Source organism: Paenibacillus sp. NPDC058898 (assembly GCF_049316025.1).
GTDB lineage: Bacteria > Bacillota > Bacilli > Paenibacillales > Paenibacillaceae > Paenibacillus_AQ.
Genome location: NZ_JBMOSM010000001.1, coordinates 15,748 through 37,446, shown reverse-complemented (window position 1 = coordinate 37,446; position 21,699 = coordinate 15,748). Strand labels below are relative to the sequence as shown.

Below are 21,699 nucleotides of genomic sequence, written 5' to 3'. Positions count from 1 at the left end.
TCTTATTCCGCCTGCTTCTCGAATTTATAACCGATGCCGAATACAGTTGTGATCAAATCGCTTGCATCCAGCTTTTTGCGGAGCCTTTGAATATGCGTATCCACGGTCCGTGTATCCCCAATAAAATCATAACCCCAGACCAAATCCAGCAGTTCCGAACGCGTGTAAATCTTCCCCCGGTGACCGTACAAGGTCATGAGCAGGTCAAATTCCTTCGGTGTTAGATCAACCAATCTTCCGTCTTTCTTGACCAGTCGCTCCTCCGTTACGATCTCGATGCCTTTAACACGGATCACGGCCTCCTGAGCCACTTCCCTATCCCCGTGATTCGCTTGGTCCAGCCGCCGGAGAATCGTACGAATTCGGGCAACAACCTCCCGTAAATCAAACGGCTTTGTGATATAGTCATCGGCACCAAATTCAAGTCCGAGCACTTTATCCGTGATGTCGGATTTAGCGGTTATCATGAATATGGGAAGGTTATAGTTCGCGGTTACTTTTTTGCATATATCGAGTCCGCTCTGATCGGGCAGCATCCAATCCAGAAGGAGCAGATCGGGATGAAATGACTCAAGCTCCCTTAAACCCGCAGCTCCGCTGGCCGCAATACAGGTTTCGAAACCCTCCATGTTGAGACCATAGGCAAGCAAGTCGGCAATCGGCCCCTCATCTTCGATTATGAGAATTTTTGTTTTTTTCATGAAGTCTCCATTCTTATTCCATAGGCCTATTTGATGAATCGATTTTAGCATATACCATTGACAAATGATAAGTCTGATCCGTTACAGGCTTACTAAGACTGCGATTCAGGCAAATGCAGCAGTTCCGGGACCGTGACGAATGAGTAGCCTTGATCTTTCAAATCCGGTATTAACAGCTCCAGTGCCTCCAGCGTGTTGGCAAGATGGTTCTTGCCGTTTGCGGTATGCTGAAGAATGATGCCTCCAGGCTTCAACTGCTTGTGGATGATTCCCATGATCTCCTGTGCGGGCAGACCTGACCAATCCATCGTGTCCACGGACCAGTTCACGATCGCTAAATCCATATTTTGTATGGCCTCCTCTTTGTCCTCATCCAAAGCGCCATAAGGCGGCCGAAACAAGGATGGACGATAGCCGATAATGTCGTTCAGTTCATCCTGCGTATTCTTCACCTGATTCAGCGCTTCCTCCATCGATAATTCTGTAAAGTTGGGGTGTGACCAGGAATGATTTCCTATGGCATGACCTTCCTCTTTAATCCTCCGCACAGTCTCAGGATGGGCTTCAGCCCGGTTTCCCAGAATGAAAAAGGTGGCTTTAATATCGTTTTCCTTCAGGATATCAAGGATTTTGGGCGTAACCATGGCATCCGGTCCATCATCGAATGTAAGTGCGACCTGTTTACCGTCCTGGGCCGATCCATTAAAATACACCTTTTTCTCCATAGACTGATTCCCGCTTTGCGGAGTGCCGGGTGATCTTTCAACTGATTCACCGTTTGCTTGGTGTCCAAGCGAGAGTTCCTGCGATTCCGCAAAATAGTCCTTGAGCCCATCAACAATAGCTTGTGCGGCAAGATCTTGACCTTCATTGCTCAGCAGGAAACGCTCATCCTCCGCATTGGTGAGATATCCAACTTCGATAAGCACTGCCGGCATCGTGGGCGTAGATAGCACTTTTAACTGTTCTTCCTTGATCCCGCGATCACGAAGGCCAATTCCCTTCACCAAATGCTCCTGAAGGGTTTGGGCCAAGGGGATGCTGTCCTCGTGTCGGTACAAGGTTTCCGTACCCGATGTCATGGGGTCCGTATAGGTATTGCCATGAATGGAAATCATCACATCCGCATTCCAATCATTCGCCTTGACTGCCCGTTCATCCAATTCAACGAATTGATCATCCGAACGTGTCAAGAGAGGTTCAAACAAAGGGTCCTCCTCCAGGAGGTCAACAACCCGCCCGGCAAGAGATAGATTGAACGCTTTCTCATTTGCACCGCTTACTCCGGTAGCTCCCGGATCTTTTCCCCCATGACCGGGATCGATTACGATCCGATACGTTTTATTTGGATTAGGCACAGCAGGAAGCGTCCTATAGGTCTCTGCAAGTCTAGCAGATGATGCCGGCACCAACTCCACCGTTGATGAACCAACGTGCCATGCCAATTTGAAGCCGACAATAAATAGGATTGCAATGAATAGAATAAAGAAGACTCTGGTAAACTTCTTGCGTTTTTTGTGATAGATCATGGCTCCTCCTTCTTAGGTGATCGTGCTAGATACGATTCCATAAGAAGAATATAATCGCCGGATGTGATAACGATTTTACCAAGATGTCAACAACTTGTGTCCAACTCTACTCTATGTAAATGACAGGAGGCTTTCATAGACATATAGACGTCAATCGCATCCTTACGGTCCTCCTTACAGCCAAATCTTTCATATAGTTCCGTTCTACATCTGTACGCACCATTATATCTGGCATGGGTAACAAAAAAAGGAGCAGGCTGCCGACGCAGCCTGCTCCTATCTTAACTATTCATAACTCTGCCCACTCTATCAACAAGTCAGATTTACGGTTACACGTTCAGCGAATAGGACGAACGAGCGATCTCCGTGGCTTGAACCATGTTACGGAGGGATGCAACCGTTTCTTCCTTACCACGTGTTTTGAGACCGCAGTCCGGGTTGATCCAGAACAGCTTCGGATCCAGGACCCGCAGTGCACGCTCGATCATGCTTGTCATCTCTTCCACTCGAGGTACCCGCGGACTGTGGATATCGTACACGCCAAGGCCAATCCCTAATCTGTAGGTATTGACTTCGAAGCTGTGAATCAGCTCGCCATGACTGCGCGAAGTTTCAATCGAGATGACATCGGCATCCATTGCCTCAATCGAATCGATCATGTCATGGAACTCGCAATAACACATATGCGTATGAATTTGCGTGGTCGGCTGTACCGTGCATGTGGTCATACGGAAGGCTTTAACAGCCCAAGCGAGATACTCCGCTTGATCTTCCTCCTTGAGCGGCAGCCCTTCGCGCACCGCAGGCTCATCCACCTGAATCATCCCGATGCCCGCCTGCTCCAGCGCCTCTACTTCTTGTCTTAGGGCATAAGCCAATTGATAGGCAATCTGTTCCCGAGAGATGTCTTCGCGGACGAACGACCAGTTCATGATTGTGATCGGGCCAGTTAGCATCCCTTTCACGGGGCGGTTAGTCTTCGACTGTGCATATTTCGTTTCCTCCACCGTCATCGGTTTCTCGAATGCGACATCCCCGAATATTACAGGCGGTTTCACGCAGCGTGAGCCGTAGGACTGAACCCATCCATATTGAGTGAAGGCAAAGCCACCAAGCTTCTCACCGAAAAATTCAACCATATCCGTTCTTTCGAACTCTCCATGCACAAGCACATCCAGGCCGATCTCTTCCTGCAGCTTGATCCAAATATCGATTTGCTCCTGAATGAAGCGCTCATACTGCTCATGATTCCATTCTCCCTTGCGCCACGCCTGGCGTGCCTTGCGCACCTCGGCTGACTGAGGGAAGCTGCCGATCGTCGTGGTCGGAAAAATCGGCAGCTGCCACTTATTCTGTTGAGCGACATGACGCTCCGCGAACGGCAGACTGCGAACTGGATTCTGCACACTAATCTCGGCAACTGCCTGCTGAATGTCATGTCGATTGCGCTCTTCGGATTGTTTAAGCGCCTGAAGGGCAGCATCGCATTCTTCCAGTTCCTTGGCAATCCGAGCTGTGCCTGTGGAGATTGCTTTCGTCAAAAGAACCAGCTCATTCAGCTTCTCATCTGCAAAGGCGAGCGCCCCTTTGAGTTCAGGCTGCAGTTTCGTTTCGCTGCTCACTGTCACCGGAACATGCAGCAAGCTGCACGAAGATTGAACGATCAACCGTTCAGTGGCTACATATTTCGTCAGCTCTTCCAATTGCGACAGCTTCTCGCGAAGCGATGCCTTCCAAATGCCGCGTCCGTCAATCATGCCGGCGCCAAGCACTTTATTCGCAGGAAACCCTGATTGTTTAATGGCTTGCACATTGCCTTGGTATCCGTGGACCAGGTCAAGTCCGATGCCGCTAACCGGAAGCTGGATGATATCCTGGTAGTTTTCCACCGATTCGAAATAGGTTTGCAGCATGATGTTTAGGCCGGGTGCCGAAGCCGCAAACGTTTCATAAATGCTGGTTAACCGCTTAAGATCGGCATCGCTTAATTTCGTTACGAGGATCGGCTCATCAATCTGGACCCATTGAACGCCTTCTTGGGCAAGCTCCTGGAGAATCTGTACGTAGAGCGGCAGCAATTTTTCCAGCCAGGCATCCGTCTCCGTCGGCTGGTACCCTTTGGACAATTTCAAGAAGGTTAGCGGACCAACAATAACCGGCTTGCCTTCAATGCCGAGCTTCTCCTTAGCCTCCCGATAGGCTGCCAGCGGTCTGTTCTCCGTAAGAACTGGTGCAGCCCCATCCAATTCAGGCACGATATAATGATAATTGGTGTTAAACCACTTGGTCATTTCACTTGCTGTAGCATCCTTCGTTCCGCGTGCAATACCATAATATACAGACAATGGCACAACACCGCCCTCATAAGAGAAGCGCTTCGGTACGATACCAAACATCGTTGCCGTATCCAGAACATGATCGTAATAACTAAAATCATTCACCGCAATAAGATCGATCCCGCTCTCCTGCTGCTTCCGTAAATGATTCAACCGAATCTCCTGCAGCTGCCGGTGAAACTCCGATTCATCAAGCTTGCCTGCCCAGAATGCTTCCAGGGCTTTTTTCCATTCCCGATCAGCGCCAATACGCGGATATCCCAGTACACTGCTTTTTGCCATCTATATAACACTCCTATACAAATTATTACAAGAAAGATACCATGTATTAATCGGTATAGTGTAACTCATATAAGCTATATCTAGTTATAGCCTATGGCTATAGCAAGAAAGGTGTATATGTAATCTTGTTATACGCCAATACAAAAAAACGCGAGATTAACACGTTTTTTTCATAATACTCTATAATGGGATTACTTAGGATTGTAAAGGAGATTATCTATGAAGACGATTGGACTTATCGGAGGAATGAGCTGGGAATCCTCAATTGAATACTACAGAATCATAAATGAGCAGGTGAGAAGCCGCCTGGGTGGCCTCCACTCGGCCAAATGCCTGATGTACAGCGTGAACTTTGCAGAGATTGAACGCTATCAATCCGAGGGGAATTGGAAAAAAGCCGGTGAAACATTGGGTGAGGCTGCACTTTCTTTAGAAAAAGGCGGTGCCGATTTTGTATTGATATGTTCCAATACGATGCACGTGGTATTAGAGGATATAGAAGAAAAAATAAGCATCCCTGTGCTGCACATTGCCGATGCCACGGCTAATCAAATCCGTGAACATGGGATTCGTACAGTAGGTTTGCTTGGAACCAAATATACCATGGAGCAGGATTTTTACAAGCAAAGATTAGAATCTAATCATATCAAAGTGCTCATCCCCAATAAACAAGATCGAGAGATCGTAAATAAAGTGATATATGAGGAATTATGTCTTGGCAACATCCAATCGGATTCAAAAGCTTATTATAAAGAAGTCATTGAACGGCTAATTCAAGATGGAGCTGAAGGAATTATTCTAGGCTGTACGGAGATCGGATTATTAATAAAACCCGAGGATTCCCAAGTTCCTCTGTTTGATACAACCTTCATACATGCCATTGAAGCTGTTCATAAATCGCTCCAAGCTGACTCTTAATGGGCTAATCCTCCCGATTTCGGGAGAGGTTGCCAACGATTATCGGCCCCCTCACACCTAGCGAGTTTTCAATTCTAAATCGGATATCTTTACAAGTTGTCAATGCTGTTCAGCACCAGGATCAGCCCGGCAATACACAACACCCATGACAGAATCGATCCGGAGCTCTTGGCGATTCTCAGGCGCAGCTTTTCCAGCGGACGCTGCATCATCCGGCCTAATACGAGGTGTAATCCGAGCAATAGGAGTGGAGGCAGCACCATCACGATATTGTATGCAGCCAGGATGGGCATCCATTGAACCGTAGTTAACTGCGCCTTTGTCATGAGTCCGATTGCCGCAAAATACGGAAGGGCTGTTGCTACCTCCAGCAGAGCAGTCGTGAACCCAAGTCCGATCATAGCCCCGAAGCTTTTGGATCTTGGACGGCGCGGCTCGGACGTTTTTTTCGTAGGGATAAAGAAGCTGGCGACAAACAGGATTCCGCCTACCACGGCCATGACCCAACTGACCGCTCGATTCTGAAAGATGCCGGTTACGGATTGCAGAACAGCATCCAAGCCCAGCATAAGTGCAGCTCCTACCAGGAAGTAGAAACCCGCCACTGTGAATAAATAAATGAATAAACGTGGGATTAGCCGGTCCCGTTCGGTCAAAAGCAAATACACCGTTACGCCAAGCGTAGCTGGACTCAGCGTGTCCAAGAGTGATAAGGCTCCAATGGAGAGCAGCAGTTCCAGCGTCAAGATGTCCCCCCCTCTCCAATTTGTTCTTTGTTCTTGTGTAATACATAAATTTCAAACGCCTGTTCCATGAATTGAAGAAGTTCATCCTCGATGGGATATAACCCCATCTGCTCGGACTGCACCGGAGATTTACGAATCTCCCACAGCTTATCTACGAAGGGGTCTTCATCTTCAAATACCTCCAGTCGTTTCTCATCCATCCGCCGTACAATTCGTTGTACACCCGGTGAGTCGGGTCCGTCCTGCATCCGCCTTTTGAGCTGTCCCAACAGAGCAATCCACTCGAGAGAGTCGGGATCCGTGCTGTTCATATTAGGGAGTAGACTTAGCAACTCCACTTCACGCTTCTCAAACATTTGCTGCCGGAACGAGTGTTTTAACGATGGGTCTCTTCCGGAGAGGTGAATTAATTTCTGAATGACATCCCAGCTTGTCTCACCTTCCACCGCAATGCTATGAAGCACAGCTCGCAGCGCCGATTCCATCTGGTCCAGCTTTTTTTGTTCGTTCATAACGAAGTCCAACTGATTCATCAAACCGGTGGACCAGTTCCATTCCGGGTTTGAAATCATATCCGATATTTCTTGCAAACTGAAGCCCAGCCTTTTGAGAAACTGTATTTGCTGCAGCTTCTTTAATTCATCATCACTGTATATACGATGTTTGCCCGGTGTTTTGGCGGCAGGAATCAGAAGGCCAATCTGGTCATAATAGCGCAGCGTTCTTACCGTAATCCCCGTCTGTTTAGACAATTCTTGAATGGGAATCGACTTCATCACCTGCTTTCTTAATTCTCTCTGATATCTCCAGTATATAAGATGACGTTACGTCACTTTCAAGCTTTTTCACGAAAAATATTAGTACAATTGTGAATTCGATGCAGCAGGCGACAAAAAAAGCCCGCGCTATCGGGCTTGTTCAAACACATTCTGAAATTCACTTCCATTTGAGCATTTTCGTTCTGGTTAACCCGATCAGATAAAGACCCATGGGAATCACCAACAAGTGGAGAAGGGCGTAACTCGACCATACATTCTGAATGATATCAGCAACATAGACGGTGTTGATGTATGTATTCCAGGCCACGATGATAAACAGCACGGACAACGGATAGATTAACGGATTTTGTTCCTTCAGTCGGAACACGGTCTTCATTCCTTGAAGAATGGAAAGATACAATAAAGAGATCTTGATAAAAAAAGTAAGGATCCAAAGCGTAATCAATATGCCTTCAACACGTTGAAAGAAGTTCCCTAGGTTAATCGTCTTCGCGAGTGCAAATGCCGGAAACGTGCTATTCTCCGTCTGTTCAATTCCCAGAATCAGCACACTGAGCAGGACGATGATGCTCAGCACGAACCCGCCTGCGACAGCTCCCCCCATCAGTGCCCTCTCCCCTTTTTTCTCTCCCTTGACCAGAGGCAGAAATACCATCAGCACAATCAGTTCCTGAAACATGGAAGCATGGAATCCGGCCTTGGCAACAGGCATCCAGCCTTCCTCAAGCATAGGTTTGATATGGTTCCAATCGATCTGGGGAATGAGTGAGAGGACAAGGACCATAAACAGAAATATGATCCACGGAAACATCAATTCACCGACCCGGGCCAAGATTATGATGCCCATCCTGGCGCACATGACGGCCGCGATCAAGAACAAGATTTGAATAGCTTCGATCGGCGTCTCCGGCATCATTTCGCTGCTCAGGAAAAAACCCAAGTTGCCAAGCAACGTGCCTGTAAGAATCAAAAAATAAAAAAGGTAGACCAGCGAGAGAATCTTTCCCAGCAGCTTCCCCAAAACCTTCTCATGGATCTCGAAGATCGTTTGACCTGGATAGACACGCGTGATGGCTATGTACAGCACAACCATAAGGAGATTAATGAAGATACTGAAGAGGGAGGCCATCCACGCATCTTCCCGTGCAGTATGTGCTAACCCGGAGGGGGTAACCAGGATTGAGGTTCCGATGGTCAAGCCGAAGGCCAGTATAAAGAATTGTCGTGCGGCGATATCCTTGTATTTGATCACGTGTTACCATACCCTTCTTCATTATGAGATCAACCTGTTCAGCGGTTGCATGATGGCACCGATCCAATCCAGTGGTCTTAGATAAGGCACCTCCATCATATCCCCTATCAAGGCCAGCAATGTTACTCCCCACACCGTATAGAACACGATCATGTCCCTGAGGGAGCGCAGTTGCAGAAGATGCTGTGTTTCCGTAACCAACACGATGAACAAGAACAATATCAACAACCAATGCCAATTCACGGCTCATCGACCTCCCGATTTAAGGGTTGTATGATGGATCCGATCCGCCGGATCGCTACATCGGCATTCACGCGAATGCTCATCGTTTTAAAGCTTTTTCCCCAATGATCCCGGTATTTTTTCCAAACGTCCGGATATTTTCGGTGCAACACCTCGCCGAATCCAAAAACATCGGATCCATAACGCTGCTGTACCAGCCCGATGTGCTTCCGAATATTTGCATTATATTTATCCTCGATATCCTTCTCTAAATCGTCTATGACGGCTGGTTGACTGATATCAATCTGACATTGAACGGCATTCACGTCGGCCTCGATCTCCAATTCGGCTGAAAATTCGGGAATCCCCTCCTCATCAAGCGCAACATCAAGTGTCGTGTCTGCCCGGTTCACCGTGAACCCGACAATGCCGCTATCCGGACATGAAATATATCCCGCTGTAGTGTCGACTTTATTGAGGACATAATTGACGGTCTTGCTGGGCGGTTCCCCCAGCCATCCTACTAGCCGGTCCCCTTTAAACACGCCGAGTCCCGTATGTTGAAGAAGCGTTGAAGGATTGATTTTCTTGACATTCTCCATAGACTGTCCTTCGACTAAACTGCCGCTTAATTGGACCCCGGATAATACAGGGTCTGAGCCGTTGCGTTTGAGTTCCGTCACAAACTGCTGTATCGTGACTTTCCCCGTTGCTGCCCATTTTTTTTCCGATATTAGAATTGAGGAATAGAGCGAATTCGCCGGAACGTACTCGAATGGCGTAACGACCTCCAGGATCTCTGAGGCCTTTCCGTTCTTGGCAACAAGCATGAAGAAATCCGATCGCAGCTGATGATTCCGGGAGATATAATCGAGCACATCGCTGACCCCTGACCGGGCCATGTCTTCTCCAAATACCAACACGCGGACATGGGACAGATACGGCATCCGAGGTGCCATGCTTAACGTGCGCTGAAGGGCGTCGGGGATGGTTTTGCCGACTGACTTGTAGGTTACGACCGGAAGGCTCCCCGTCGATCCGCCTTTTTTGGAGCCCACCTCAGCGGAATTGAGCACTTGAGCAGAAATGGCGTACCCATTCTCATCAATGTCGATCCCAAGTGCCATAACAACGGCAAGTTCGTTTAGTTCCTTTCTGCTCCAGCATCCAGATATGAAAACCACCAGACTTAATATAAGCAGGACTGATCGTATTTTTCTTTTGAACATACATAATCTGTCCCCTCTGCTTAAAATAAAGAACCCCTGTCATGACTTACAGAAGGCTCATGGTTTGGATTTGGTTACATATTTCTTCATGCTGTGACGCGACATTCGCAGCAAAGCATCCTTTTGACTTCGCCAGCGTATAGGCGCAAAAGAAGACATATAAGGAACCCCCATGGACTGCAGGCTGCACAGGTGAAGGCCAATTATAATCATGCCGATAATCATCCCGTACAATCCAAACGACGCTGCTATTCCCATTAGCCCAAATCGCAAAATCCGCACCGATATTCCAATATTGAAAGAGGGTAGCGCAAAATTGGCAATCGCCGTTATCGATACAACGATAACCATCGCGGCCGATACGAGACCCGCTTCGACAGCGGCCTGTCCGATGACCAAAGTACCAACGATGGAGACGGATTGGCCGATCGATTTAGGTAATCGAATGCCGGCCTCGCGCAGGATCTCGAACGTGATCTCCATGATTAGCGCTTCGATAAATGCGGGGAAGGGCACCCCTTCCCGCTGGCCGATTAAGCTTGTCAGCAAGTTGGTCGGCAGCATTTCCTGATGAAATGTGGTGATCGCAATATATAGTGAGGGGGTAAGGAGCGCTATTCCAAAGCATAGATATCGAAGAAGCCGAACAAGGCTGGCAAAATCCCATCGCTGATAATAGTCCTCGCTCGATTGAAACAGCTGAACGAACAACGCCGGAACCACCAGCACAAAGGGCGTTCCTTCCACAAAAATAGCAATTCGTCCTTCCAGTAAAGCGGATGCAATGACGTCAGGCCGCTCTGAATTATATACCGTCGGAAAAGGGCTGTACCGATGATCCTGAATCATTTCCTCGATATAATTGCTCTCAAGAACGCTGTCCAGCTTGATTTCTTCCAATCTTCTGCGCAGCTCATCAAGTACTTCGATATCATATAATCCATCCACGTACATCACGGCCACTAGCGTATTGGTGTGCTCGCCTACAGTTCTTTCTTCAATACGTAGCCTAGGACTTTGAATTCTTCGTCGGACTAGAGCCGTATTCTCGCGAAGGGATTCGGTAAAGCCTTCCCTCGGCCCTCTTACTACGGATTGTGAGCTGGCTTCCTCAACTCCGCGCTGCTTCAGTGCTTCAGTACCAACGTACAGTGAGGTTGATGTCCCATCCATAAAGATGATCGTATTCCCGGACAACAATTTCCCTTCAACTTCTTGAAAAGTGCTGGCTTCTCCCACTTTTCCCATCGTGATCGTGAGTTCTTTGAGCATTTTCATGCGTACTTCCGGTGACTGGTTTGGAAATTCAATAAATAGAGGTAAATCTGCATGAATCGCTTCGATTAGCAATCGGGGATCTCCCATCCCTTCAATATAGACCATCACCGTAGGTATAGCCCCCAAAGTCAACTCTCGGTAGATGATATCTCCGCTCTGCCCGAATCGACTCTTCATATTTTCGATAAATTGCGTTATGGAAACCGGCAATTTTTCTTGTGAAACATGATGGCGTGTGGTTTTATTCGTCATGTAAACGACTCCTCGTTTTTCCCTCATGGCCAGCTTTGCCTTACAAGGAATTCAATGACCTTCATTTATCTTTTCCTCTACTGTTCCCGCAGTTGGATATAATATACTTTTTATACGGACTACTGAAGTTCTTTCGATATTCAGAATGAACGATCGAAAAACAAATAACGCCTCTTGAAGACTCAGGGAGTCCCAACAGGCGTTATCTGCTCAAAATTTCCTACCACTTTAAAGTATGGTTAATGCGTCAGACCTTTAGCTTGCAGATAGGCTCGCTTGTATGCGGCCGCTTTTTGGGCAATCAAGCTGTAGTCCTGACGCTTCAAAGCTTCGTTTGTCAGATCCGAGCCAATACCGACGGCTATCGCCCCCGCTTTGATCCATTCGCCAAGGTTATCGAGCGAGACACCACCGGTCGGCATAATATTCGCCTGCGGCAGCGGGCCCTTGATCGCCTTGATCATCGACGGATCATACAGGTTGCCAGGGAACAGCTTAATAATGTCCGCCCCAAGTTCCAGTGCTTCCTGGATTTCCTTGATCGTCATGACCCCCGGCATGACCGGAATCCGATAACGATTGCACAGCATCATGGTGTCTCTGCTCAGGCACGGCCCAACAACAAACTCGGCACCGCTCAATATCGCCGCACGCGCGGTTTCCGGATCAAGCACTGTACCAACCCCGATAATGGCATAGGAGGATGGATCTTCGGCGTTCCATGAATATTTGCGCGACAACGTTTCAATAGCCCGGAGCGCAAACGGCACGGTCATCGTCACCTCAATCACTTTGATGCCGCCGGCAATCGCCTGTTCGGCCATCTCCACAACCTGCTCCGGCGTTTCGCCGCGCAGGACCGCGACCACGCCTTCCTCCGTGATTTTTTGAATCAGCTGCAGTTTCTTCATCTTAAAACTCCTCTTTTCTATTCGGTAACTACACAGAGTACCATTCAAACGTACACTCTGCTCCGTTTATCGTTCTCGCCAAGTTCCCTGAAGTCATATGCTTCAGAATGAGTCGATCTTCCGTCGTCCATCCTGTATATGCAACCTCAAACTCGCCGTCTGTCTTGAATTCGGGCCTGTGCTCGGACATTCGCCGTGCGAACGCCACCAGTTGTTCGATCCCCCTGTTCTCCGCTTCCGGGACGGACACCGCTTCTACGGTGAGAGCTATTCCAGCGCCATGGCAAACGACCTGATGATATCCGGACTGTTCCCTAATGTCATAAGTAGTCCCTGGGCTCAAATGTACGGCAAAATAGACCTCATCTACTTTACCGTACAAAGCTTCTGACTCATACAACCATTCCCCTTCCGGTAGAACGCCGACAATTTCCGCACCGCCGGCACCCGCTGGTTCCGGCAGCGGATACAGTGCCAGCACCACATTTTTGTGATACAGCACCTCCATCCACTCGCTTTGGTGGCGGGGATCGCCACCAGAAGGATCATATCCCTCTCCCGGGTGAAAAAAATACAGCTGATTTGCCTTGCCGCCGTCACGAATTGGGAGGCTGAACATCCAGCGCAGCTGCTCGTTGTCGAACTCACGAACCCGCTCCCACAATCCGCCTGCCGCATAATGTTCTGTCACATAAGCATAGGAGTGCAGCTGTCTCATCTCGCCGTCAACCGATTTCAACAAAAGCTTGCGCACTTCCGTCGGTTCTCTGCGGTTTAGGGCAAGACGCCGTTTAGCTTCCGGAGCTTTGTGGAACAGAAATCCGGCATACTCCGTGCGCGGCATCTCCTCCGGGAGACTGAAATCACCGAACTGGACATAATCGTGAAGCACATTGGCATCCCTCGGCGCATCATGCGGCCATCCCCTGGAGTGGGCTCCTACCCACGCCCCTTTCAAATAATAGGACGTGCGCAGGCTCCACAGCTCATCTAACAGTTCATACAGCTCCTGCTTTAATTCCAGTTCCTCCGTCAATTCCAGTGCACAGGTGAACGCCTGTGTCCAATGCCAGAACCACGGCAGGCACCCGTACTCAGCCATACCTTCCCGGCGGAGCAAACCCAGGGTATCCCGAAGACTTTGTTTTCCGTCCTCCAGGAGTTCCTTATCGCGGAAGCGCTGGCCGAATATTAACTTGGCTGCCGTATATTTAGCCTCATGATGATTGCACACAGTAAGGGGCTTGCGAAAAAAACCTCCTTGGTAGATGTGTTCCAGCGTAACTTCAAACTCCGCGGCCAAGCCCTCGCTCATCTCACTTTCAAACTTACGATGGAAAAAAACCATCAAGCTTCCCATCAATTCCACCGGCAGCGCATGCGAACTCGCCTCTTCCGGCTTCGTCCCCAGGTTCAGCGGCCAGTGCCCGTGCATGGGATTCTTCGCATCCCGGTTCTGCAGCCGCAGCACACGACCCAGAACCTCCTCTGCCAACCGTTTACCTTCCTGCCGGTTGAACTGCGGATCATTCTCGAAGTCTACCGAAGCTGCAAACAGATACGAAGCGTAATAGAAGTTATCACGAACATCTCTGTGAAACCACAGCCCGCTGGATAGCAAAGGCTGCCTCCATGCTTGTTCCGCAACGTTCCGAACAATCCGGTTCATTCTCTCTTTATAATCGTTCATGTGTTCTCCTTTCCCAATCCGATGGTAAAGCCGCTTCCCAACATAATGCAGAATAAAAAAAGAACCAAAAGAAACCTAATTCGAACCTATATAAACATTAAAAACCTAAATGAACAAAAAGGGAAGCTATATTTAAAAACCAAAGCCTTCATTTATCTTGCATGGCTTGCCCTTTACCACAGAAGAGGGCCTAACGGCCCTCTATTAATGGGTTATCCATACCCAGGAAATTGATCATATTCAGCATTACCTGTGCCGCCTCTGCACGGGTAGTCTGTCCCTGGGGAAGGAAAGCTTCTCCCCTTCCCTGCATTAAACCAAGGTTTACGACAAGCTTCAGGTCTTCCCGTGCATAAGCGGATACTTGATCCGCGTCTATGAACTTGATTTCTTTAACCTGTCCTTCCATACTGCCCTTGATCATCGTTGAAAGTCTTGCAGCCATGACAGCCATATCCTCCCGGCTGATCGGCCCATTGGGGTCGAATATACCATCCGCTTTACCTTTTACAAGCCCGGCTTCATAGACAGCGGCAACCGCATCCGCATACCAGGCCTGCGGTTTGACATCATCAAATGCGTTTTTGTCACTTGCTGCAAAGCCCCAGGTCCGTACGATCAATGAGATAAATTCGGCGCGTGTTACCGCCGAGTCCGGAGCAAACTCCGTTTCCGTCCGACCATTTACAATATGCCGTGCGGTCAATACTTTAACGGCGCGCTTCGCCCAGTGCGAAGCAGGCAGGTCGTTAAACCCTTTGTTGTATTCCAGCACAGTGTATAATCCAGGACTATTTATATAAGCTTCGATTGATTCTTTGTGGGTCCCGGTTAACCCGCTGACATACTTCCATGTTTGAACATCTTGATCATATACATAAATCCCGAGCAGTTCAGGATCCAATCCGGCATAAGCCGAGGCGTCAAAACGGATCCGGGCAGGCACCGCAAAAGGTTGATTATATTCCTTTTCCACATCTGCTCCGCCAAGAAATACGCCGAATTTCATCATCCCGCCGGATCGGAGCTGAAGATTCGATCCACGGGAACCACCGACTAAAACGGACGCTTCCTGTTCCCCAACCGGTTCGAATGTCAGCAGCACCGCCGTATGGCCGACCGAATCGGCTTCGATTGCCGAAAGCAGCGCCGAATCGATTGTAAGAGTTACGCCCTTCTTCTTGATTTCCAGCTTGCTTTTTCCAAGATGCGCTCCGGCTTGTTGGGGCAGGCTGATCTTGGTTTCCTCTTCAGTGAGTGAGATCGAGACTACGCCGTCCACTGGCGCCCGAAGCGTCTTTTCATTCACAATTTTGACCCCGTGGGTCGCTTCATGATGGCTCGTTTCCGTTGAAGTGTCCGAATTACCTTGCATCCCTTCATTGCCGGACGTGTTCTTGTGCGAATTGCTCTCCGATCCATTCCCGTTACCGGAGCCATCATCCGTGCCACCCTCGGTAGAGGATGTATCCGTCGTTACTCGCAGCTTGTTGCTCTCCGACAGATTGCCTGCGGCATCGGATGCCTTCACACTAAACACGTATTCGGTTGCAGGAAGCAACCCGTCCAGCGTTTGGCTATACACCGACGCAGACACACTCGTCACCCACTGCCCATCTCTGTAAAGGCTGTAGCCGGATACTCCTACATTGTCGGAAGACTCGGACCACTTTAAGGCAATTGAAGTATCTGTCACCGATGTATAGCTCAGCACAGGCGCGCTTGGCGGGGTGTCATCACGAGTCGCCACCGTAATCTCCCGGCTGTCTCCTACCCGCTGGCCGCCTCCATCAAGGCCCGATACCGCAAAGTGATATATGGTGCCGGGTAGCAGGCCGTCTACGGTCGCAGTGTAGGTGTCGGATGTCACTGTGCGGTAAGTAGCGTCACTCACCGTAATACCGTCCTTGGTAATTTCATAACCTTCTATTCCCGACACGCCATCCGGGACTGTCCATTCCAGATCGACACTCGTTTCGGTTTGAAGCGTCGAATACAAGGAAGAGACAGGTACCTCTTTCTTAAAAACAACGGTATGCGCCGCACCTAATGATCCGTTCGTGTTCAAGCGCAGTTTAATGTACGGCGCCGTTTGTTCAATAGTTACAGTAGGATCAGCACTTGCTAATACAAGCCCCGCGCGATTTAAATACAGCGTTATTTCGGACTGCTGCTGTGTCGGATCGGAGACCGCGATACTTAAACCGTCGTCCGTTTCCTTCATGATCACCGAAGCCGGCTGCTCCGAACGCAGATCGCCCACGGTACCCGGATTCCAAAAATTAGCCGCTGTGAGGCCAAGCGTCTTCTCCTTCACCGCGTGGATGTCTATCGTGCTTGCCAACACGTCGATATCCGGATTCTCACTGTAGTGCTTGGTTGCCTCCCCACCCTGCTCAGGCAGCAGAACGTATGAATAGGAGGCATTAGCTGGCGTTTCTCCGTGATCGAAGGCCAGACTAAAATAATTCCGCGTAATCGGAGTATCCGCTTGCGAGCTGTTGATCTCCTTCCAGCTGGCGGTTCTGTTCTCACGGAGTACCGACAATTCCGCTGCATCCGGGAAATAATACCCCGTTCCGGCGCCATCCGTATTACTGTCGAGATGTGCCCAATGCACACCGCTCGTCTTATATGGGGATCCGGTCGCTAACGGCTGGTCAACGCCGTCCATAATGAGTCTATTGTCCCCGGCAGCATTCAACATGCGGTTCTCGATTAGGGTTTCAACCGTTTGAGGCCCGCTTCCATTACTGGTAATACCGGAGCCAAGCGCGACGATCTCATCATCAAACATGAACCAGGATTTTTTGCCCTTCAAATCGCTGCCCGTCACTTTAGCCAGCGAGAAATCCATGCCGGCGGCTCCGTATTCGCCATCCAGCGATACGCCCCCGACCCAAGATTGAGTATTCATGTATGAGGTCCATTCTCCGGGAACCCGCCCTTGTCCGGATCCGTCCGTTGTGGTCCCCGGCAAACGGAAGGAATCGACGGTCGGCCAGAAGTCATTGCGATACTGCCCGAAATCCCGGTCATACAAATAAGTCATGCCTATGCCTGTATACCAGCCCTTCAGGTTCTCGTTATTTCCCTTCTCAAAGGCCGAGATGCGATCCGAAAACAGGCTCAGCCCAAACCCGAAACCATCCCGCAAGTGAACGACCCGGTCCATGCCTGCGAACACTTGATTTTTTACCAGGTGGCCCCTCGGTGTAATCGCATCCTCGTTCATCAGCTTTTTGATGACCATGATATCGCCAAGGGACAATCCTTCGTAATAATTACTGTAGGTTGTATCTTTGGATATCCATTCCTTTGCCATTTGTTTGATGGATATGGCCACATCAGCCGGTGCAGATTCCGCCATGCGCAGCAAAGTAATGATCGTACTGCGGGCGCTGCCGCTGCCACTGCGGGAGATCCCCCTTCCGTTAACCATATCCATGAACTGCCCGTTATAAATGATGGGCTCATAGGTTTGCGATACCCAGTCATACACATTCAATACGTTACGATCCGTGATCGGCCATGGCGAATCGGTCAACAGATAGGACATGTCCGCCGTGCCTTTCAACCATACCGATCCATAACCTCCGGTATAAGCGATATTCGAATGCTGCACAAGGGAGCCGTCGCGATATACGCCGTCCCCTTTTGTCGCATAAACATATTCGGAACCGATCGAATCTCTACCTAGCATAATTTTGGCACTGTTTTTTTCGATAATTCCACGAAGTGTAACCACAAACGCTTTATCCAATAAATTGGCACCGGTCATTTTGACCCCACTGACGCCAAGCACGGATCCTACCTTCGGATTCGGACAGAATGTATCGATTGCCGAAATGAAACGGGTGATTTGTTCCCAAGACAGGTGGTCGTACATCAACACCATCACATCATTAAGTGCTTGCGGAGCACCAATCTCCCAGTCCCACCAGTTATTGTAGGCTTTTTTACTGCCGTTGTAGCGATTTGCGTACATCCAGTCGAGTGCGCTGACAATATCGCTCCCAAGCTCCTTGTTTTCGAACAAATCGGAGCCCGGAACGGAATAAGCTAATGCCATCGTTTTCAATCGGTTATAAGCGGTCGTGATTTGGCTGGAATCGGTCGTGCTGGTCAGATCACTCCACAACCATGTGCGCCCGGGTGACTTGTCCAGCGACTTCCAGAATCCAGAAGCCTTATTCGCTTGGGCGGTTACAGCCGCGACAATATCAGGATCACTTTCGTCAAATGCGCCGCCAGTGAGACGAGTATGCCATTTTTCACGTAAGCTTTCGTAGGCCTCCATGTCTGAAGCTGATTCCACATTTACCAAACATTCTGCAAACGTCAGACCATCCGGTGTTGAAATTCTGATTGTTGTCGTACCGATACCTACGCCGGTAATCTCCCCAAGATCATTTACGATCGCCACATCGGGGTTGCTTGAAGTCCAGCTTACACTTTTGTCCGATGCCGTAGAAGGCGTCATGGTCGGAGACAACGTAACCTTGCCACCAACTGCCATGGAAAAGGCCGTTTGATCCAGCGTGATTCCGGTGTAACCTGAATATTCCTCCAGCACCAGGTCGTCAAACCAGACCTTCCCTTTCCCTGTCTCCAGAAATGGCTCAATGGTCAATTTGGTTGTTGTTTCGGGAATCGTCAGAACTACCTGCTGCATCGTCCAATCCCGGGTTCCTGTCCATTTCTCGGAAGCGGGTCCGTCCCCTACCTTGGCCGTATTATAGTATTGTGTCCGGAAGTAAACGCCCTGGCCAGATACGCTATCCGTCTTTAGCCACAGCTTAAGCTTGTAGGATTTGCCGGCCGTCACGGATGTGACCACCTGCTTGACGGATACCCGACTCGTATTAAAAGCATCAAACAACAGTGACTGTTTCCCTTCATGCGAGTGTTCCTTATCGATTTTGACCGTTGCCGTTTTGTTCGGCTCTTTGCCGCTGCCGGTTGGAATCCATAAATCCCAATGAACCGGAATTGGATCCGCGATCCCTTTCCAGGCCCCGCTTACCGTGGAAGTCGTTTCTTCGAAGCTTCCATTAAGCATAAGATTGGTAGATGCAGCCGACGCTACCCCGGCTGTGAAACTCCCGATGCTTGCGGACAAGAGATCTATCCCAAGCATAAGCGCTAACACCAGACTGGTTTTTCGCATTAATTCACCCCGCCATATGGTTAAAGTACAAGCCACAAACCTGGTACGCGTACACCTCAGCTTTCTAAGACTCCTACGGCTCAATACCCGCATCAGGCCTCGTGTTACTTGTAATCTTACTTAGTTGAAAAAATAGGAAGGTGGAGAATTTTGACCGAAAGCGTATACATTTCTGACATTGTCCTGGACTCCTGTTCAGGGCACATACGTTAAAGGGGGTGTCCCAAAAGATCTTAGATCTTGCGGGAGGCCCTAGAAGACGCTCCATGTACGAATCATTCCTACCATCGCTGTTGCTTGTCCGGAATCGATTCGTCCTCTCCGCTACGCCGTGCAGATTGCGGCCAATGATCAAAACAGAAGCCATAGCGGTGTGGGAATAACATCCTGAGCACCGCTATGGCTTTATTTAACACACTTCCTGTTTATGGGAGCCGTACGTCAAGCAACTAAATCTGCTTTGGGACGGCCCCTTGTTGAACTCGACGAACTGTACAATATCCGTGTCTGTATGGACTATTTGTCTTCTCCGTCCTGTACGAAATTGAGCACAGCTTCGTCCACAGCAGCGGTCTGTCCGAGGTCCGGTCGATCTGACAGTTCGACTTCGCAAGATGCGGGACGGCCATGCAGTTCAAATAGAACCAGTTCGTTTTCCCCTTTACGCAATAAAGGGCCGGGAATATATAACGCCCTCTGCGGCCCCGCCTTCCAGTACCGGCCGAGATTGAAGCCATTGATCCAAGCAACACCTTTAGTCCAGCCATCAAAACGAAGAAACGTATCCCCGATGTCCTCCACCTGAAAATGTCCGCGGTAAAATCCGGGCAGGTCTGCGTTTTCCGATTCCGGTGTGGACAGCTCTTCTTGCTCCGTCTGCCCATCATCGGTAACCGGTTTATAAGAGAGTGATGACAGCGTTTCGGACTCCAGCGGCAGGGTCCGGATCGTCCAATCATACAGGAACTGGTTATCGATTCTCACGCCTTCCGTGATTCCCTTGGGATCGCGGATAAGCGGCCCATAATTGATCCGGCCCATGTTCTCGACGAGAATATCCAGCCTTGCTCCGTTTGCGGGAACGGTAATATCGAGCGGCTCTGAATTCCAACGTTCGATCACGCCAAGCGGCCGACCGTCCAGAAATACCTGGGCGCGATCTCGGACCTCCTGAATATGCAGCTGCTGTCCTTGCCGCGGTCCCTGAATAAATGTGCTGTACAATATAAAACCATAGGACTGTCCAAATTTTTCCATCGGCTGGATGCATACGCTTTGTATCGGTTCTGAGAGATGATGTAGATTGGCTTCCGTAAATAGACCGGCCTTTTCAGATAAAGCCACCTTTCCGTAGGCTGCCTTAGGAACGGGCTCCGGGAAGACACAACCCGGCGCAAAACCATGCTTGCTGAGCACCAACCGGACCGCCTCATATTTCTCCGTCTTATCCCCCCATTCCGTCAAAGGGGCATCATAATCGTAGCTTGTCGTTGTTGGCTCATAGGTCTGGATGTGATTCGCTCCACTGTAAAAGCCGAAGTTGGTTCCACCATGGAACATATACATATTTATCGAAGAGCCCTTCTCGAGCATTTCATCCAGTACGCCGGCGACATCGGCCGCATCCCGCACATGATGGTCCTCCATCCAGTGATCAAACCAGCCGTTCCAGAATTCCATGACCATCAGCGGCTCTTCCGTACGATATTCCCGGTATTTCCGGAAGGATTCTTCTACCCGGGAACCGAAATTCACAGTCGCGTGCACATCTTCAAGTGACCCGCCTAGCAGCATCTCGTCGGTTGGCCCGTCGGAAGTAAAGAGAAGCACATCCACGCCACGCCGCACCAGTCCTGTGCGCAAATATTCCAGATAAGCGTGATCGTTGCCGTAACTGCCGTATTCATTTTCGACCTGAACGGCCAGAATCGGCCCTCCATGTGTGGACAGCAGCGGAACCAATCTTGGGATCAACTCATCGTAATAATGATCCACCTTGCTTAAATAGAGCGGATCACTGCAACGAAGCCGGACTTCTCCATAACCAAGCAGCCAGCCTGGCAACCCCCCAAATTCCCATTCCGCACAGATGAACGGGCTGGGTCTGACAATGACGTGCAAGCCCAATCTCCCGGCTAATTCGACAAACGATACGACGTCGGCCATGCCGCTAAAGTTAAATTCCCCTTCTTTGGGTTCGTGTACATTCCATGCGATATAAGTTTCAACGGTATTAAAACCGCAGGCCTTTAATTTTAATAGCCTGTCCTCCCAATATCCAGGAACCACACGGAAATAGTGAATCGCTCCCGATATGATCCGGTACGGCTGCCCGTTCAACAAGTATTGCCCGTTATTCCAAGTGAGCATTCCCATTACAGATCCCTCCACACTTCTTGATAAA

At 49.5% G+C, this 21,699-nt stretch carries 14 protein-coding genes; 1 reads left to right on the top strand and 13 read right to left on the bottom strand.

Annotation, left to right across the window (positions count from 1 at the left end; all coding sequences use genetic code 11):
• Positions 1-2 precede the first annotated feature (2 nt).
• The 3 genes from ACOZB4_RS00120 to metE form a co-directional block, all read right to left on the bottom strand.
• Positions 3-701, bottom strand: coding sequence for a response regulator transcription factor (locus tag ACOZB4_RS00120; RefSeq protein ID WP_339272853.1), 699 nt, complete (start codon positions 699-701; stop codon positions 3-5).
• A 92-nt stretch (positions 702-793) separates the two neighbouring features.
• Positions 794-2,230, bottom strand: coding sequence for an N-acetylmuramoyl-L-alanine amidase (locus ACOZB4_RS00115; protein ID WP_379416207.1), 1,437 nt, complete (start codon positions 2,228-2,230; stop codon positions 794-796).
• Between the two features lie 329 nt (positions 2,231-2,559).
• Entirely contained in the window at positions 2,560-4,848 is a 2,289-nt protein-coding gene (metE, locus tag ACOZB4_RS00110; protein ID WP_379416210.1) for a 5-methyltetrahydropteroyltriglutamate--homocysteine S-methyltransferase, read from the bottom strand.
• 219 nt (positions 4,849-5,067) lie between these two features.
• Between metE and ACOZB4_RS00105 the strand changes: the two genes are divergently transcribed.
• Positions 5,068-5,766 (top strand): aspartate/glutamate racemase family protein, encoded by a 699-nt coding sequence (locus tag ACOZB4_RS00105; RefSeq protein ID WP_379416212.1) that lies wholly within the window; start codon positions 5,068-5,070, stop codon positions 5,764-5,766.
• A gap of 89 nt (positions 5,767-5,855) precedes the next feature.
• Here ACOZB4_RS00105 and ACOZB4_RS00100 read toward each other — a convergent pair whose 3' ends face one another.
• The 10 genes from ACOZB4_RS00100 to ACOZB4_RS00055 all read right to left on the bottom strand — a co-directional run bounded on the left by ACOZB4_RS00100 (position 5,856) and on the right by ACOZB4_RS00055 (position 21,671).
• Positions 5,856-6,512 carry a GAP family protein gene (locus ACOZB4_RS00100; protein WP_379416215.1) on the bottom strand — a complete coding sequence of 219 codons (657 nt, stop codon included), beginning with the start codon at positions 6,510-6,512 and terminating at the stop codon, positions 5,856-5,858.
• The gene (locus tag ACOZB4_RS00095; RefSeq protein WP_379416217.1) at positions 6,509-7,288 is read right to left on the bottom strand and encodes a MerR family transcriptional regulator; all 780 of its coding nucleotides are present in this window, start codon (positions 7,286-7,288) and stop codon (positions 6,509-6,511) included. The genes ACOZB4_RS00100 and ACOZB4_RS00095 overlap by 4 nt, the downstream gene beginning before the upstream one ends.
• A gap of 160 nt (positions 7,289-7,448) precedes the next feature.
• Positions 7,449-8,543: a GerAB/ArcD/ProY family transporter gene (locus ACOZB4_RS00090; protein WP_379416219.1), complete on the bottom strand. Its 1,095-nt coding sequence runs from the start codon at positions 8,541-8,543 to the stop codon at positions 7,449-7,451.
• A 21-nt stretch (positions 8,544-8,564) separates the two neighbouring features.
• Positions 8,565-8,786, bottom strand: a complete 222-nt coding sequence (locus ACOZB4_RS00085; protein ID WP_379416221.1) for a hypothetical protein — start codon at positions 8,784-8,786, stop codon at positions 8,565-8,567.
• Positions 8,783-9,994, bottom strand: a complete 1,212-nt coding sequence (locus ACOZB4_RS00080) for a Ger(x)C family spore germination protein (RefSeq protein ID WP_379416223.1) — start codon at positions 9,992-9,994, stop codon at positions 8,783-8,785. Before ACOZB4_RS00080 ends, ACOZB4_RS00085 begins: the two co-directional genes overlap by 4 nt.
• Positions 9,995-10,051: 57 nt before the next feature.
• On the bottom strand, positions 10,052-11,524 hold the full coding sequence (locus ACOZB4_RS00075) for a spore germination protein (protein WP_379416226.1): 1,473 nt from the start codon (positions 11,522-11,524) through the stop codon (positions 10,052-10,054).
• Between the two features lie 239 nt (positions 11,525-11,763).
• A complete protein-coding gene (locus tag ACOZB4_RS00070) occupies positions 11,764-12,435 on the bottom strand; it encodes a bifunctional 2-keto-4-hydroxyglutarate aldolase/2-keto-3-deoxy-6-phosphogluconate aldolase (protein WP_379416228.1) in 672 nt (223 codons plus the stop codon).
• A gap of 28 nt (positions 12,436-12,463) precedes the next feature.
• The gene (locus tag ACOZB4_RS00065; protein WP_379416230.1) at positions 12,464-14,125 is read right to left on the bottom strand and encodes a hypothetical protein; all 1,662 of its coding nucleotides are present in this window, start codon (positions 14,123-14,125) and stop codon (positions 12,464-12,466) included.
• 190 nt (positions 14,126-14,315) lie between these two features.
• On the bottom strand, positions 14,316-19,295 hold the full coding sequence (locus tag ACOZB4_RS00060; RefSeq protein WP_379416237.1) for a polysaccharide lyase family 8 super-sandwich domain-containing protein: 4,980 nt from the start codon (positions 19,293-19,295) through the stop codon (positions 14,316-14,318).
• A gap of 516 nt (positions 19,296-19,811) precedes the next feature.
• Positions 19,812-21,671, bottom strand: coding sequence for a glycoside hydrolase family 35 protein (locus tag ACOZB4_RS00055; RefSeq protein WP_379416239.1), 1,860 nt, complete (start codon positions 21,669-21,671; stop codon positions 19,812-19,814).
• Positions 21,672-21,699 lie beyond the last annotated feature (28 nt).